This is a genomic window from Legionella lansingensis, assembly GCF_900187355.1.
In the GTDB taxonomy this organism is placed as follows: domain Bacteria; phylum Pseudomonadota; class Gammaproteobacteria; order Legionellales; family Legionellaceae; genus Tatlockia; species Tatlockia lansingensis.
In genome coordinates this window covers 2,069,557-2,086,502 of the sequence record NZ_LT906451.1, presented here as the reverse complement: position 1 = coordinate 2,086,502, position 16,946 = coordinate 2,069,557, and the positions used below count along the sequence as shown (strand labels likewise).

The following is a 16,946-nucleotide window of genomic DNA, read 5'->3' as shown; positions in this document are numbered from 1 at the left end:
GAACAGTTAAACTATGAATTTCGCTTTGTTATTAGTTATTCTTTCTTTAGTAAGTGGGTTTGTATACTTACTGGATGTTCTTTATTTTGCCAAAAGACGTAAACCTGAAGAGAAACCTGGTCGGATCATTGAATATTCCCGTTCTTTTTTTCCCGTATTTGTTCTTGTACTAATATTACGGTCTTTTTTAGTAGAGCCGTTTCGCATTCCCTCTGGTTCTTTGGAGCCTACTTTACTTGTGGGGGATTTTGTTGCAGTGAATAAATTTGCTTATGGATTGAGGCTTCCTGTTTTAGAAACAAAAATAATGCGCGTTTCTAATCCTAAGACTGGAGATGTGGCGGTGTTTCGTTGGCCTCCGGATCCTTCTTATGATTATATTAAAAGGGTTATTGGTGTGCCGGGCGACAAGGTGAGTTATCACAATAAAGTATTGTCTATCAATGGCAAAACAATGAAGCAGACCTTTGTCGAATACACAACGGATGAAAGCTCAGGTCATGCTGTGGCAAAATACCGTGAAAATCTGAACGGTGTTGTCCATGACATTTATATACGGCCTGATGTTCCTGCTGATGATTTTGATGTTGTCGTACCCCCAGGTCAATATTTTATGATGGGAGATAACCGAGACGACAGCGCAGATAGTCGTTTTTGGGGATTTACACCCAATGAATATTTGCGTGGTAGGGCCTTCTTGGTGTGGATGAGTTGGAATGGTAAGACGGATAGTATTCGTTGGTCGAAAATAGGTCGCCTTATCCACTAGGGGTCAGACCTATACATTAAGCGATGAGGTACGATATTGGTTCCAAAAGATTTGCAACGCCTAAGCAGACGATTGGGCTATACATTTAAAAACCCTGCTTTCTTGAAGCAGGCATTGACTCATTGTAGTGCAGGTGTTTTGAATAATGAGCGTTTTGAATTTTTGGGCGACTCCATTTTAAGTTTTATTATCGCATATGCTCTCTTTGAAAAGTTCCCTGAAGAAACCGAAGGTCAACTAAGCCGTTTGCGAGCTTTCTTGGTCAAAGGTGAAATGCTTGCCGAAATTGCCGCGGAATTAGAATTGGGGGATTGCTTGTTTTTGGGTCAAGGGGAGCTAAAAAGTGGTGGCTTTCGACGAGCTTCTATTCTTGCGGATGCACTAGAAGCAGTGATTGCTGCTGTTTTTCTTGATGGAGGTCTTGAAGCGAGTAAAGACTTAGTGCTCAAATTATATTGTTCACGACTAGAAGATGATAGTTTGCAAGATAATTTAAAAGATTCAAAAACTCAGCTGCAGGAATACTTGCAAGCAGTGAAAAAACCTCTTCCCGAATATAGCTTGATAAAGATTGAAGGTGAAGAGCATGAGCAAGTTTTTCATGTTGCTTGCAAAATCAGCGGTGTTAAGATGCCCGCTATCGGTATTGGGCCTAATCGTCGTAAAGCAGAACAAGAAGCTGCCAAGCTGTTGCTGCAACAACTTAAGGACTATTCCTAATGAGCAAGTGGCGAATGACTATTTTTTTCCTGCTAGTCCTGATGATTTTTCTATTAATCATTGGATGGTGGGAGTTTTTAGGTAAAAGAGCAAGCGCACTTCCTACAAGTCTTGGACAAGATGATGAGCAAAAACAAAATGCTCCTTTTATTTCCATACTGGCAAAGAAGCTGGATGTTCCTTGGGGTCTCGATTTTTTGCCGGACAACAAACTGATCTTCACTCAAAGGGCTGGGACAATCCATCTTATTGATTTAAAAGATAGCTCCCGTGAAGTCAAGCCAATTGCTCGGATCAATGATGTGGCAACTATTGGGGAGGGCGGATTACTTGGCATTGCCGTACATCCTCAATTTGCAAGTCAGCCTTTTGTTTATGTTTATTATACTTACGGCCGGCAAGATCATTACCTAAATAAGGTAGTTCGCTACCAGTTTGACAATAATCATTTATCGCATCCAATGATTATCATTGATGGTATTCCTGGTGCTGCAACGCATGATGGTGGCAGGATTCGTTTTGGTCCTGATGGCTATCTTTACATCACCACTGGTGATGCGCAGACTCCACAATCAGCTCAGGATCTTAATTCGTTGGCTGGAAAAATTTTAAGAGTCAAAGATGATGGTAATATTCCTGAAGATAACCCTTTTCCAAAATCAGCTGTTTATTCCTATGGTCATCGAAATCCTCAAGGACTCGCTTGGGATGAGCGTGGGCAATTATGGGCTACTGAACATGGCCCAACAGCGCATGACGAAATAAACTTAATCAAAGCAGGTGGGAACTACGGATGGCCGGTAATTACGGGTGAAGAGAGAAAACAAGGAATGGAAATGCCAATTCTTGAGAGTGGTTTTAGCACTTGGGCACCGTCAGGTGCAGAAATATTCAACGAGACACTCTATTTTTGTGGTTTGCGAGGAAGAACACTTTATGGGTTCAATTTGCAAACCAAACAACTGAACAAATACTTCCAGGGGGAGTTAGGTAGATTGCGTGCGATTAAATTAGGTCCGAATAAATTGTTTTATGTGGCTACGAATAATAGAGATGGTAGAGGGATCCCACAAAAAGATGATGATCTCATTGTTGTCATTAATCCAGAAAAATTAAACAAATAGCAGGACTTTCCTTTAAATAGTCCTACAGAAGATCCTCTCGCCTATAATTAAGAATAAATGAGCGAATGGAAGGCACTCATGGGCCTGGATCAATATCATCAAAAAAGAGATTTTAAAAAAACGCCTGAGCCACGCGGTCAAATCCATCATAATCAAAATTATCTCTTTATTATTCATAAACATGCTGCAAGCCATCTTCATTATGACTTCCGGTTAGAGCTTGATGGTGTATTGAAGAGCTGGGCTGTACCAAAAGGTCCATGTTTGGATCCAAAAGTAAAGCGTCTGGCGGTGCATGTCGAGGATCATCCAGTTGAGTACGGTTCCTTTGAGGGTATCATACCTAAAGAGGAATATGGTGGTGGGACAGTGATGCTGTGGGACAAGGGTAAGTGGGAACCTTTAGATAAAGATCCACGCAAAGCTTACGAAAAAGGGCATCTACGGTTTGAGTTAAATGCAAAAAAATTACATGGACGCTGGGATCTCGTGCGCTTTAAAAAAGAGGAGGAATCTTGGTTCCTCATAAAATATGATGACGAATTTGCGATACCTTTGCAGAAATATGACATTCTATTAGAAGAGCCTAATAGCGTGGTGACAAATCAATCCATCGATGAGATTGCCGAGAACTACGAAAAGGTGTGGAGCAGCAGTGAGGGGGGGCTAAAAAAAGTTGCCAATCCGAAGTCTCGACAAAAATCACTTAGCAAATTGTTACCGTCTGACCTAAAAGAAAGCTCTTTTCCGAAGAAAATTTCACCACAACTGACTACCTTGGTGGATAAGGCGCCTTTAGGAACCGAATGGTTACATGAGCTTAAGCTTGATGGTTATCGTATTATTGCTTTTAAGAATGGAACTTCCATCCGCTTAATGTCGCGAAATAATATAGAGTGGACGGAACATTTTAAGAATATCGTCAAGGAACTTAAAAAATTACCGGTAAAAAAAGTGGTTCTGGATGGGGAAATTGTCTTATTGGATGAACACCATCGATCTAGCTTTCAACTGTTACAAAATTCAATGAAGGGAGATAAAGACTATCCCTTTATCTACTACGTTTTTGATCTGCTTTACTATGATAAATATGATTTGAAGAAACGTCCTCTATTAGAACGAAAAGAAATACTTGAGTACGTCTTACCCGCCGCTCACCCAACGCTACGATATAGCGATCATATTATTGGTAATGGACAGGACGTTTTTGAGAAATCTTGTGAATTAAATCTAGAAGGAATTATTTCAAAAAATATTAATAGCTCTTACCAAGAAAAAAGAACAAAGCACTGGGTCAAGGTTAAATGCATTAAGCGTCAGGAGTTTGTGATTGGAGGTTATTCTAAAGGAACGAGGCAGTATTTTGGTTCTCTTTTCCTGGGAGTATTTAATGACGATAAGGAACTCGTTTATTGCGGTAATGTAGGGACAGGATTTACTGAAGCCTCTTTGAAAGACGTTTTTGAAGAGCTACAACAACATATTAGCAAAGAAAATCCTTTTAATTCAGAGCCATCTAGCCATAAAGATGCTGTTTGGGTCAAACCAACATTGGTTGCCGAAGTTGAATTTAGCGAGTGGACCGCAGAGGGGAAATTAAGGCATCCTAGTTTTAAAGGGTTAAGAAAGGATAAAAAAGCTTCCGCCGTTCATAAGGAAAAAGAGGTCAAAAACAAGACAAATCCTAAGCAAAAACATGTTATTTCCTTGTCGAATCCCAAAAAAATTCTTTACAAAGAAGATAAAATTACAAAACAGGACTTGTTTAATTATTACGATGAAATTAGCGAATTTATTTTACCGTTTATTGTGGATCGTCCCCTAACGTTGCTTAGATGTCCCAACAATTATGAAAAATGTTTTTATCAAAGACACTATTATAAGTCCACACCCAAGCAACTCCATCCTATTTCAATAGCCAATAAATCGGATAATGAGTTAGAACAGTATATTTATCTTAAAGATAAAAATGGTTTATTGAGTCTGGTGCAAATGGGTGCGTTGGAAATTCATCCTTGGGGAAGCAAAATCGACGATGTTGAATATCCCGATATGATTACCTTTGATCTTGATCCAGGACCTGACGTTCCGTGGGAAAAAGTCGTTGAAGCCGCTCGTGAAGTCAAGAAACATTTAGAAGACTTTAAATTAACTTGTTTTGTTAAAACCACAGGCGGTAAAGGGCTTCATGTAGTGATTCCAATACAACCTGAGTATGATTGGGAAGAGGTAAAAAATTTTGCAAAAGTGTTTGTTGAGTTTTTAGAGAAAATCGACCCCAATACGTATATTACTAATATGGCAAAATCCAAACGGAAAGGAAAAATATTTGTAGATTATTTGCGTAATCAGCGTGGGGCTACAGCGATTAGTGTTTACTCTTCTCGTGCACGTTTACATGCTCCAGTGGCTACTCCACTTCGTTGGGATGAATTAACCAGCAATCGTGAGGATAATTTTTATACTATATATACGTTGCCTATGAGATTAAAGAAATTAAAAGATGACCCTTGGAAGGATTTTTGGAAGCTCAAGCAATCTTTAAGGTTAAAGGAATTGTAGATGATTCAAAGAACCTTGATTATTGCCTCGCTTCTTATAGAGGAAAATATTGACGACAAAAAATAAAAACATGCTGGTAAAATCAAGCCAGTAATTCATAAATAGTAAATGAACGATTATCAAAACCAATACACTTCTAAAAAGCTCTGTATATTTGATATTGATAATCACACCACGATTGAGAATAAAACCAATCAAGTAAAGGGTGATTAAGACAAATAAGCCGAGCACCCAGCTTAAGGGGGTGTTTGGATTAAATATTATTAAATAATAGCTATACCCCAAAATACTAATAAGAACATTCAATAGAATATAGACTGTTGGATATTGCAAATGGTCCTTATCTCTCTCGATGTGGCATGAATGAAATGGCTCATGGAGCCTGTTCACTATCCATTCTGGTGGTCTAAAAAAAGCTTGGACACGTTCTTTCCATGAAGACAAATGTTTCCCATAGTAAAACGTATCATAGATAACTTTTATGTTGGCATAAAAAGGATTCCAGGAGTTTAAGGGTGCAGTCGTTCCATATTCTACAGGAACAGTTTCTCTCTCAAATGTATCAAATAATTTATCCCAGATAATGAGACTACCACCATAATTTTTATCAAGATATTGCTTGTTTTTGCCATGATGTACACGGTGGTGTGAAGGCGTATTAAAAAAAATTTCAAACCATCCCATGTTGTGAATGAGTTTAGTGTGGATCCAAAATTGATATAGGGTATTTAGAGAGGCAACAATTAAAAACATCCAGGTAGGAAAGCCAAGCAAAGCCAAAGGCAAATAAATGACCCATCCGAATAACGTTTGGATGATGCCTTGTCTCAAGGCGACTGAGAAGTTGTATTGTTCACTTTGATGATGTACTGAGTGCCCTGCCCATAAAAAGGTATTACGATGACTTGCCCGATGAAACCAATAATAAAGAAAGTCTACACCGAGCCATAATAGTACCCATGAATAAAATACTTTAGGGTTAATCGCAAAAAATGCGTGATGATGATAGAGATAATCGTAACTAAAGATAAGCAAGCCTTGCAATGGTAACATTGACACTTGTTCAAGAATGCCGCAACTGAGGTTATTGGCAAAATCGTTCAGATAATAGAGAGTCTGGTTACTCCGGATTGAGACCCAATATTCAATAGCGATCGCTATGAGAAAGATTGGGATCGCAAGAGCAATGAGATTAATTTCCATACTTGCAGAAACCGGAAGCATAAAACAAAAACAATAATTCATTAAGATAACTAAGGCAATAGCTTTGCTTGGTCTTTCACCCATTTCATTTTGTGCAATACTTCAATGAAGGGAGTTCATGGAGCGAAGCTATGAAACTGATGATAATTTTTTTTATTGGATTGATAAGTATCGCTTTTTCAATGTCGATCTTAGCAGTTGAGCCTTGCTTTAATGAAAAGAAGATTAAACCGATTGTAGGGGATCTTAAAAAAGCGATTCAAAAAGATTTTTGCAAGCAAGGCATCAAACCTGCACACTTACAATGGATTTCGCAAAAAGGTTTGCCACAAATAATGAATCGATCCTTTTTAGGCGTTGAGCCTCCGCCTAATTGGCAAATATTAACCGATGAGATTGTGCAAGATTGTTTTAAGGAAGGGGATCTATGTCAAAAAGCAACTCAAGAACAATTTGTTGAATGTTTGCGCGTAAAAACGCCAACTATCTTATTGCAACTTGGTCCATGGATGGCTGAAAATTGCAAAAAAATAAATGCAGAGGTGGTGGAAAAATGGCCCGATAAGAAAAGGCAAGTTTTAGAGTTAATCAATCAATTTGAAATTGAGTCTAAAACAGAGTAAACACTCACCTAAAATTTGCAAGGAATGCAATGAAAACAATATTAATAACTGGTAGCAACCGCGGGTTAGGTTTTGAATTTGTTAAACAACTTAGTCAACAGGACACACAGATCATTGCTACGTGTAGAAATCCTGACAAAGCAAGTGACTTACAGCACTATGCTAAAATCAGAAGAAATATTGCCATTTATCAATTGGATGTAACCAATGATAAGGAGATCAAACAATTAGAGAGAACATTAAACCATTTGGCTTTGGATTGGATTATCAATAATGCCGGGATTAGTGGTGAATCAGGGGTGACAGTTGGTAATATCGAGCGAGAAAATTTCCTAAACGTCATGAATGTGAATTGTCTAAGTCCTCTAAAAGTCAGTGAGGGTTTCTTACCTCTGCTATTGAAGGGAAAAGACAAATTAGTTATTAACATCAGTTCCAGTATGGGAAGTATTGGCGAAAACCAGCGGGGGAGAAGCTATGCTTATCGCGCAAGCAAGACAGCTCTTAATTGTGTAATGCGCTCCTTTGCTTTAGATGTTGCTGAAGACGGTGTAAACATTATGTTGTTACATCCAGGCTGGGTAAAAACAGGGATTGGAGGACCTGATGCCGAAATGGACGTCAAAGCAAGCGTTCAGGCTATGCTAGCTGTTATTGAAAAATATCATAAAAATAGCCATGCAGAAGCGCTGCGCAGTTATGACGGACAGCTCATTCCATGGTGAATGTTGTTTTTTATTGCTAACTTAAAATGTAGACTATTAATATCTTTTTAAGTTGTTGTACTTACTTGATTATTTAAAATTCGATAGAACATCGAATTACCGTGGCTTGACCACGGTATCCATGATTCATTGAAGATCGCTGGATACCATGGTCAAGCCACGGTAATTCGGGTGTTGAGTTGAAAGCCGAAAATTGGAGTAAAATAAACAAGTATATCTCATGCGAGACCTTTCAAATAGTAGATTTTGAGGAAAATAATGAATCAAAAAGTTTTTGTAAACCGCATATTGAATATGAAAAAAATCAAGTACATTGGTCTTGATATGGATCATACGCTGCTACGCTACAATACAAGAAATTTTGAGACCCTTGTTTACAAGTTAGTGGTTGAAAAGTTAATCAAAGATAAAAATTACCCGGTAGATATAAGAAAATTTAAATTTGATTTTGATAATGCCATTCGTGGTCTAATTATTGATAGTAAAAACGGTAATATTTTAAAACTAAGTCGTTATGCTGCCATTCGCCAAAGTTACCATGGTACGAAAGAAATTAGTTTTGCCGAACAAAAAGAAATCTATCGCAGTATTTATGTTGACTTAAAAGATCCCAATTACATCGCGATTGACACCTCTTTCTCGATCGCTTTTTGCGTTTTATATGGTCAGCTCATCGATCTTAAAGATGAGCGTCCACATGATTTACCCAGTTACACGGGTATTGCTCTGGATGTGTTAAGCGCTGTTGATGGTACGCATGCAGATGGAAGTTTGAAGGACTACATTACAGCACACATGGAAGAATACGTTTTGCGCGAAAAAGAAGTCGTTGATGGGCTCAAACGCTACATTCGCTATGGTAAAAAGTTTTTTTTACTGACCAACTCAGAATACTATTACACCAATCTCTTGTTGGGGTATTCCATCAGCCCATTTTTAGAGGAAGGAGAGAATTGGCGTGATCTTTTTGAATTTGTCATTACTTTAGCCCATAAGCCCCGCTTTTTCTATGACAATTTAAGGTTTCTAGCAATAGACCCGGAAGATGGTAGCATGTCGAATACCTATGGGCCTATTGTTCCTGGTGTTTATCAGGGAGGCAATGCGAGGAAGTTCACCGCAGATTTAGCGATTAGTGGTGATGAAATCTTATATATTGGGGACCACATCTATGGTGATATCCTCAGATTGAAAAAAGATTGTAATTGGCGTACAGCACTCGTTGTTGAAGAACTCGGTGAAGAGATAGACTCACAAAGAAGAGCCATTCCTGTCGAAAAGAAAATCGTTGAAGCGATGAATCTTAAAAAAGTACTAGAGCAAAGACATATTGAACTTTATAGCCGTCATGTAGAGGAAGAATCAACTGGATATAACGAGCAGATGGCTGAGATCCAAAAACAAGTTTCTACGCTTGATGCAGAGATCACCAAATTGTTACAGGAAGAACAAACTTTTTACAACGCACATTGGGGACGAGTATTTCGTTCAGGTGCAGAAGAAAGCTATTTTGCCTATCAAGTCGATCGTTATGCTTGCATCTATATGGAAAAATTTTCCGACTTGCTTGAGCACTCACCACTGACTTATTTCCGTGCTAATCGTCGGCTGTTGGCGCACGATATGGAGATTTTATCCCAGCCGTTGTTGTTTTAATGATATTAAGCAAAGTAGGTTGGGTTAAAATGACCAACCTACTTGCTACCAAATCACACAACGATTCTTATTCACCATTGGACTACCATCGGGAATGCTGAAGGCGGCTTGAAATTGTGGCATATTGGCTAATGTGCCATTAACACGATAGATCATCGGTGGGTGTGGATCAGTCGTGACCAAATTACGCGCTTGCTCGGGACGAATATTGTTAGCCCAAACATGTGCGGAACCTAAGAAGAATTGTTGATCAGGCGTGAAACCTTCAATTGTTTTGGCTTTCTCATAATCCTTTGATCCACGGAAAGCATTATAGGCAAGCGTGAGCCCTCCTAAGTCAGCTGTTGCTTCACCTACCACAAGATTGCCTTGTACCGGCAAATCGCCATTGACTTTATAATGAGAGAATTGTTCAGCAATACAGTTTGTTGCTGCTTGGAATCGTTTCAGGTCTTCAGGAGTCCACCAATTTTGTAGGTTGCCATAACCGTCAAATAAAGAGCCCTTATCATCAAAGCCATGAGTCATTTCATGGCCGATGATAAAGCCAATTGCTCCATAGTTCACAGCAGAGGGAGCTTTAGGATCAAAAAAGGGAGGTTGAAGGATTCCTGCTGGTAGATTAATGTTATTCATGGAGGGATCGTAATAGGCGTTGATGGTTTGTGGTGTCATCTGCCACTCTGTTGTATCGACAGGCTTGCCAATCTTATTGAGGTCACGTTTGATTAAGAACTCATTAGCTCTTAATACATTTAACACATAAGGACCTCGATTAATGACCAAGCTTGAATAATCCCACCACTTCTCGGGGTACCCGACGCGTTCTTGCATGAGATCCAATTTTTTAAGAGCGGCTTTGCGTGTGGCTGGTGTCATCCAGCTTAAGGTTTCCAAATCGTCCCTTAAGGCTTTGCGAATATTTTGCAAGATTTCTGCCACTTGTTGTTTTGATTCGGGTGGAAAATATTTTTCGACGTATAATTTTCCAACGGCGAAACCGAGTGCCCAATTTTCTGTGCTAACAACTCGCTTCCACCGTGGTAATAATTTTTCCGTACCAGAAATAACAGATGTCATACGGAAATTTTGATCGACAAAAGGCTGAGACAGATAAGGGGCAAAAGCATCTATCAAACGCCAGCGAAGATAAATTTTCCAATTATCAAGAGAAACGGTCTTTAATTGCTCATTCACTTTTTTAAAGAAGTCGGGGGTTGCTAAGTTAATGGATTTAAGCTGTGGTAATCCCATGGCAGTTAGATACTTTGGCCATGAAAAATTGGGCGTTGTTGCTTGCAGCTGCTTTTCATCCATGACATGGTAGATAGCATAAGGATCACGAAGCTCCACTTGTGATAAGGAAGCTTTCGCCAATGTGGTTTCGATAGCCATAACCACTTGGGCTTCTTGAGCGGCTTTATTGGTTGGATCACCTAGTAACTCAAACATCTTTGTTAAGTGATCGGTATAAGCTTCACGAATTTCAGCAAATTTTTTATCGTCTTTTAAATAATAATCTCTATCGGGTAAACCAATCCCACCTTGAATGGCTGCGCCAATCATTTGCTTGCTATCCTTAAAGTCTTGCATACTAGAGAAGTTGAAAACGGCATCAACACCAATCTTTTGTAAATGTACAATTGTCGCCTGCAAATCTTCGTTATTCTTGATAGATTCAATTCGCTCAAACTCTGGTTTGAGAGGGGTTATACCTACTTTATTGATCAAAGCCTCATCCATGCCGCTATAATAAAAATCGCCTACTTTCTGCTCTACACTTCCGGGTTTAGCGTTTTTATCATTGGCTGCCTCAATGAATAGCTGATGAAGAATATTCTGCATTTTTTCTTGTAAAATATGAAACGTACCCCAACTCTCATATTCAGGCGGAATAGGGTTTTGTTTTTGCCAAGTTCCATTGGCATAAGCAAAGAAATTTTGCGCGGGACTGATAGTATTATCGATCCAATCCAAATTTAAACTTGTTGTACTTTGGTTTGCTGCCGACATAGCTAAAAAAGAGATACACATACCAAGGATACTAGTAAAGATTTTGCATAAACGCATAGGTATTCCTTATTTTTCCCAACGGTTAATAACATCAAGATCAATATCAAATAAATCCAGAACACGCCCCACAGTATGCGTCACGATGTCTTCTATCGTTTGTGGGTGATTATAAAAGGCAGGAACAGGAGGAGCAACGATAGCCCCCATTTCTGTCACTTTTTTCATATTCTCAATATGGCCTAAATGGAAAGGTGTTTCACGAACCAATAATATGAGCTTGCGTCGTTCTTTCAAGACCACATCCGCAGCTCGAGTGAGCAAATTCGAGGTAATGCCGTTTGCAATGCTTGCCAGAGTGCGCATGGAGCAGGGGGCTATAATCATGCCAGTGGTTTTAAATGAGCCACTTGCTATAGAAGCTGCAATATCGTTGACATGATAGGAAACGTCAGCCAATGCAGAAAGCTCATGGGCAGACAATGTCGTTTCATAGGAGCGTGTTTGCTGTGCTGCTTTCGAAACGATGAGGTGCGTTTCATATTCGGTTTCAGCCAATAATTCTAGGAGACGAATGCCATAAACAATTCCTGATGCCCCAGAAATACCCACAATGATACGCTTTTTCTTCATGACAGTGCTCTTTAATGATGGCAATCTTCTTAAAACCAATTTGGCATGAAAAAATGACCGAGATCATACTTTTCTTTAAAAAGATATTATATCAGAAAAACGGTTATTAAAGATTTTCAAGTTCATCCACGAGAATTAACCATTCTTCCTCAGTCACTGTAAGTTCTTCTTTTAGCTGTTTTTGTAGATTAAGTAAGCTTTGCAATTGATCTTGTTGACCATCTTCGTAGAGAGATAAGTCAGCTAACCTATTCTCCAATTGCAAAAGGCGTTCATGAGATTGATTGACCATTTGTTCCAATTTCTTCATCCGATTTTGCAAGACCTTTTTTTCACGGTATTGATTGGTGTCTGGTGCACTTGTTTCTTTTTTCTGTTCTTTATTTTGTAGCCATTGGTGGTAGTCGTTCAGATCACCTTTAAACGCTTGCACTTGTTGATCATAAACGAGATAAAAATCATCAACGGTAGTGCGCAATAAATGGCGATCATGAGAGATTAGAATCATGGCGCCTTCATAACTTTGCAGCGCAATTTCTATCGCTGCGCGCATGCCTAAATCAAGATGGTTTGTGGGTTCGTCCAGTAATAAAAGATTGGGTTTTTGCCAAACAAGTTTTGCTAAAGCAAGCCTTGCTTTCTCACCTCCTGAAAAATAATGAATTGGCTTCGTTGCCATGTCGCCAATGAAGTTGAAACCGCCTAAAAAGTCACAAATCGACTGTTCTCTGGTTTCGGGGGATAGGCGTTGAATGGTTTCTATAGGACTTAATTTAATATCCAGCTCATCCAATTGATGCTGAGCATAGTAACCAACTTGTAGGTGCTGTGCGCGATGGATGGTTCCAGATAGCGGTGGCAGTGAACCGGTAAGTGTTTTAATCAGCGTTGATTTTCCTTGACCGTTAGGTCCGAGCAAGGCAATTCTGTCGCCAAGGTTAAGGGTTAAATTTAATTTTTTCAAAATAGGATGATACTCATCGTAACCTGCAGCCACCTGAGTACATTGAATTAAAGGATTACTGGCGCGAGGTGAAGAATAAAAATTAAATGAGAATGGGGAGTCTACCTGCGCTTGCGCAAGAAGCTCCATTTTGGCAATTGCATTCAGTCGACTTTGTGCTTGTTTTGCTTTAGATGCTTTAGCGCGAAAACGATTCACATAGGCCATCATATGGCTTATCTTCTGTTGTTGTTTTTCGTAAAGCGCCTGTTGTAAAGTCAATTGTTGAGCTCTTGTTTGCTCGAAACGACTATAGTTGCCATTGTATAAATGCAAACGCTGCTGCTCGATATGCAAGATATGGCTGACGAATGTATCCAGAAATTCGCGATCATGGGAAATAAGCAACATGCTGCTGGGACATTGTTTTAACCAGCGTTCCAGCCAAAAAATGGCTTCCATATCCAGGTGGTTTGTTGGCTCGTCCAGTAAGAGCAAGTCAGCAGGTTTCATCAAACAGCGAGCGAGACTCAAACGCATGCGCCATCCCCCGGAAAAGCTATTTACAGGCTTTATTTGCTCCTCTGTTTTGAATCCTAATCCAGACATAATGGAAGCGGCTTTTGCAGGTTTGCTATAACCACCACTTTGAGTAAGGAGTTCATGACAAAGAAGGACCTCGGCATGATCATTTTGTTCCTCAGCCAAAGCCAATCGCTTTTGTAAAGCGATATAATCGTCATCACCACCAAGCACAAAATCCAGCGCTCTCTCTTCACAATCCGGCAATTGTTGCGAAAGATGACTGATTCGTATTTGCGGGCTAACGAAATATTCTCCAGTATCAGGATGTAAATCACCAAGAATTAAGGCAAATAGGCTGGATTTGCCACAGCCATTGTGACCAACCACACCTATCTTTTGTTTCTCATATATCGTTGCACTGGCATTCTCAAGCAAAATCTTATTGCCACGAGAAAGGGTAATTTGCTGCAGACTCAACATGCGTTAAAAATCATGATTAAAATACAATATGATAGCATGAATGAAGGAACTCAGGGATCTTCTTAATCTAAAGTTAAATCAAAAATCGCCGCTAACAAATGAGTAGGCCCATTAAGAGAGGATGCCATGGTCGCTGAACGATTTGATGCAATTATTATTGGTACAGGACAAGCAGGGCCCTCTCTTGCCGTACGACTTGCTGATACAGGTTTAAAAATTGCAATTATTGAGCGCAAAAAATTCGGTGGCACATGTGTAAATACCGGATGTATTCCTACAAAAACGTTAGTAGCTAGTGCAGAAGTAGCTCATCTAATCCATAGAGCAAATGATTTCGGAATTGATATTATTGGATCAACTAATGCAAATTGGAAAAACATCAAAGCTCGGAAAGATGCAATCGTTCATAAAGCATCGCAAGGCGTTGAGCAATGGTTGAAAAACACGCCTAATATTACTGTTTTTCAGGGACATGCAAAATTTGTTGATAACTACACAGTCACCGTGAACGATCGCCAATTAACTGGCGCTAAAATTTTTATCAATGTCGGCGCACGTGCTTTTATACCCTCTATGAAAGGCGTGAACGAGATAAATTATTTGACCAATTCCTCTATTTTAGATATAGAAAAACTGCCAAAACATTTAATAGTCGTGGGCGGAAGTTACATTGGGCTAGAATTCGCCCAAGCCTTCAATTTTTTTGGATCAAAAGTTACTGTGATTGAAAAAGCTCCACGTTTAATCCCACGCGAAGATGAAGATGTCTCTGATACTGTATTGGCCATTATGAAAAATGCAAATATCAATGTGCATTTAAACACAGAATGTCTTGCTTTTAGCAGATCAGATCAAGATATCGATGTCCATATAGGCTGCGGTAATAATAAAGAAATGATTAATGGTTCTCATGTCTTAATGGCTATTGGTCGAAAACCGAATACTGATGATTTAGGTTTGGAAAATACTGACATTAAACTGGATAATCGCGGCATGATTCAGGTTGATGATTACCTTGCTACCTCAGTTAAAAATATTTGGGCAATGGGTGAGTGCAATGGTAGAGGTGCCTTTACTCATACTTCTTATAATGATTATCAAATTGTTGCTGATAATTTACTCAATCATACTCAACGTAAAGTCACCGATCGAATCATGGCATACGCCCTTTATATTGATCCTCCTTTAGGACGCTGTGGTTTGACTGAAAGTGAAATTCGTCAAGCTGGTTACAAAGCATTCGTTGCTAAAAGACCAATGACTCAAGTAAAACGTGCGGTTATTAAAGGTGAGCCGACGGGTTTCATTAAAATTTTAGTGGATGCTGATAGTCAAAAAATATTGGGAGCAACCGTTTTAGGTGTTGGTGGAGATGAAATTATTCACTCCATTTTAGATGCGATGTATGCTGATAAACCCTATAGTTTAATCAAAGACGCGGTTCATATCCATCCTACTGTCTCAGAGTTAATTCCAACGACTTTGGAACAATTGCAATCCCTGAAATAACACGAGATACGCTCCTTTTGGCGATCGAGATGATATGCTTTCCTCACTTCCACATGACATTGCATTTTTGGACACTGGCTGCTTTTAGCATGTTAATGAGAGGCAATGCACGATGGGCTAAACTAATTTCAGGTTCCTCATCATCGTTGGGTTTGCTTTTTGGGTTAGGGACTTGCTGTTTTTCTTTTTCAATTCCTTTCTCTAAGCGTGCTAAAGCTTCTGGCACGTCTTTAGCTAGAATAGCTCCCGGTACGCAGCCACTATGCCCCATGAGTTTTAAAAGGTGTTGGGCTATGTGGCCAAACATAACGATATTTTCATAGGCATCGCTGTAGAAAGTAATGAGCATAATTTTCCTAAATAATAATGTTTCCATCTCTATATCATACTTCAAATCGAAATAAGGTATATAATACTGCCAACGAGTTGTCAGGTTGGAAAATGAAGAAACAAGATTTTTATTTTGATTTGCCACAAGAATTGATTGCGCAATACCCCTTAGCAAACCGTAGTGACTCACGTTTATTAGTTTATGATCGGCGGACAGGAGAGCGTAATCACCATCAATTTAGAGAAATTACGCAATTTTTTCGAGCGGGTGATTTGCTGGTTATGAATAACACTAAAGTGATACCAGCACGTTTGTATGGACAAAAGGCGAGTGGCGGAAAAGTTGAGCTGCTGATAGAGCGATTTCAGGGTGATAATTTACTATTAGCTCATATGAAAGCCAGCAAATCACCTCAACCGGGTACGCTCATTTTTCTGGATAAAGGTTGGAAGATTGAAGTCATTAGTAAAAACGATGACTTATATTCCTGCAGAGTGTTAGGTGATGCTGAGACCATGCTGCAAGAAATAGGACATGTCCCTCTGCCCCCCTATATTTGTCGTGCCGATGAGTCCCTCGATCTCGATCGCTATCAAACCGTTTATGCTATGCATGATGGATCTGTCGCAGCACCCACTGCAGGATTGCATTTTGATGAATTTCTGCTACAACAATTGCAAGAACAGGGTATTCATTTGGCTTACCTAACCTTGCATGTGGGTGCTGGAACCTTCCGTCCCGTCCGCTGTGATAATATTAAAGAACATAAAATGCATCATGAGCGGTTCAGTATTAGTGAAGAATTGGCTGAAGCAGTCAATTCTACACGGGCAAAAGGCCATCGAGTAATCGCTGTAGGAACCACAACGTTGCGTAGTCTGGAAAGCGCTGCACAGGGAGGTATTTTAAAAGCTTATCAAGGCGATACGGATATCTTTATCTACCCGGGTTATCAATTTCAAATTTGTGATGGTTTGCTTACTAATTTTCATTTGCCTGAATCCACATTGTTGATGTTGGTCTCAGCATTTATAGGTCATCCAGAGGCAATGGCCCTTTATCAAGAAGCGATTGCTCAGCGATACCGTTTTTTTAGTTATGGTGATGCTAGTTTATTGTTGTGATAAGAATTC

14 protein-coding genes are annotated in these 16,946 nt (G+C 39.4%); 9 read left to right on the top strand and 5 right to left on the bottom strand.

The annotated features are described in order from the left end of the window. The first annotated feature begins 13 nt into the window (after nucleotides 1-13). The 4 genes from lepB (at nucleotide 14) to ligD (ending at nucleotide 5,175) form a co-directional block, all read left to right on the top strand. Complete coding sequence (gene lepB / locus CKV79_RS09485) at nucleotides 14-769, top strand: signal peptidase I (RefSeq protein WP_028372741.1); 756 nt, start codon at nucleotides 14-16, stop codon at nucleotides 767-769. A 33-nt stretch (nucleotides 770-802) separates the two neighbouring features. Then, nucleotides 803-1,489, top strand: coding sequence for a ribonuclease III (rnc, locus tag CKV79_RS09480; RefSeq protein WP_028372742.1), 687 nt, complete (start codon nucleotides 803-805; stop codon nucleotides 1,487-1,489). Beyond that, nucleotides 1,489-2,613 carry a PQQ-dependent sugar dehydrogenase gene (locus tag CKV79_RS09475; RefSeq protein ID WP_035915121.1) on the top strand — a complete coding sequence of 375 codons (1,125 nt, stop codon included), beginning with the start codon at nucleotides 1,489-1,491 and terminating at the stop codon, nucleotides 2,611-2,613. Before rnc ends, CKV79_RS09475 begins: the two co-directional genes overlap by 1 nt. 78 nt (nucleotides 2,614-2,691) lie before the next feature. Further along, entirely contained in the window at nucleotides 2,692-5,175 is a 2,484-nt protein-coding gene (gene ligD / locus CKV79_RS09470) for a DNA ligase D (protein ID WP_028372744.1), read from the top strand. Here the strand turns inward: ligD and CKV79_RS09465 are convergent. Continuing rightward, a complete protein-coding gene (locus tag CKV79_RS09465) occupies nucleotides 5,161-6,378 on the bottom strand; it encodes a sterol desaturase family protein (RefSeq protein ID WP_028372745.1) in 1,218 nt (405 codons plus the stop codon). The genes ligD and CKV79_RS09465 overlap by 15 nt on opposite strands. A 131-nt stretch (nucleotides 6,379-6,509) precedes the next feature. On the opposite strand from CKV79_RS09465, the gene CKV79_RS09460 reads away from it, so the two are divergent. The 3 genes from CKV79_RS09460 to CKV79_RS09450 all read left to right on the top strand — a co-directional run bounded on the left by CKV79_RS09460 (nucleotide 6,510) and on the right by CKV79_RS09450 (nucleotide 9,382). Next, complete coding sequence (locus tag CKV79_RS09460) at nucleotides 6,510-7,001, top strand: hypothetical protein (protein ID WP_028372746.1); 492 nt, start codon at nucleotides 6,510-6,512, stop codon at nucleotides 6,999-7,001. Between the two features lie 29 nt (nucleotides 7,002-7,030). After that, entirely contained in the window at nucleotides 7,031-7,726 is a 696-nt protein-coding gene (locus CKV79_RS09455) for an SDR family oxidoreductase (RefSeq protein WP_028372747.1), read from the top strand. Nucleotides 7,727-7,984: 258 nt separating this feature from the next. Then, entirely contained in the window at nucleotides 7,985-9,382 is a 1,398-nt protein-coding gene (locus CKV79_RS09450; RefSeq protein ID WP_028372748.1) for an HAD-IG family 5'-nucleotidase, read from the top strand. 45 nt (nucleotides 9,383-9,427) lie between these two features. Here the strand turns inward: CKV79_RS09450 and CKV79_RS09445 are convergent, their stop codons facing one another. From CKV79_RS09445 to CKV79_RS09435, 3 genes are all read right to left on the bottom strand, one after another. Continuing rightward, nucleotides 9,428-11,416 carry a M13 family metallopeptidase gene (locus CKV79_RS09445; protein WP_408606924.1) on the bottom strand — a complete coding sequence of 663 codons (1,989 nt, stop codon included), beginning with the start codon at nucleotides 11,414-11,416 and terminating at the stop codon, nucleotides 9,428-9,430. A gap of 45 nt (nucleotides 11,417-11,461) precedes the next feature. Then, the gene (locus CKV79_RS09440; protein WP_028372750.1) at nucleotides 11,462-12,025 is read right to left on the bottom strand and encodes a UbiX family flavin prenyltransferase; all 564 of its coding nucleotides are present in this window, start codon (nucleotides 12,023-12,025) and stop codon (nucleotides 11,462-11,464) included. A 106-nt stretch (nucleotides 12,026-12,131) separates the two neighbouring features. Next, on the bottom strand, nucleotides 12,132-13,973 hold the full coding sequence (locus CKV79_RS09435) for an ABC-F family ATP-binding cassette domain-containing protein (protein ID WP_028372751.1): 1,842 nt from the start codon (nucleotides 13,971-13,973) through the stop codon (nucleotides 12,132-12,134). A 126-nt stretch (nucleotides 13,974-14,099) separates the two neighbouring features. Between CKV79_RS09435 and CKV79_RS09430 the strand changes: the two genes are divergently transcribed. Continuing rightward, the gene (locus CKV79_RS09430) at nucleotides 14,100-15,482 is read left to right on the top strand and encodes an FAD-containing oxidoreductase (RefSeq protein WP_028372752.1); all 1,383 of its coding nucleotides are present in this window, start codon (nucleotides 14,100-14,102) and stop codon (nucleotides 15,480-15,482) included. A 43-nt stretch (nucleotides 15,483-15,525) separates the two neighbouring features. Here CKV79_RS09430 and CKV79_RS09425 read toward each other — a convergent pair whose 3' ends face one another. After that, nucleotides 15,526-15,858, bottom strand: a complete 333-nt coding sequence (locus CKV79_RS09425) for a DUF1840 domain-containing protein (protein WP_231950089.1) — start codon at nucleotides 15,856-15,858, stop codon at nucleotides 15,526-15,528. Nucleotides 15,859-15,923: 65 nt separating this feature from the next. Here CKV79_RS09425 and queA point away from each other — a divergent pair, with 65 nt between their 5' ends. Further along, nucleotides 15,924-16,937 (top strand): tRNA preQ1(34) S-adenosylmethionine ribosyltransferase-isomerase QueA, encoded by a 1,014-nt coding sequence (gene queA / locus CKV79_RS09420; protein ID WP_028372754.1) that lies wholly within the window; start codon nucleotides 15,924-15,926, stop codon nucleotides 16,935-16,937. Nucleotides 16,938-16,946 lie beyond the last annotated feature (9 nt).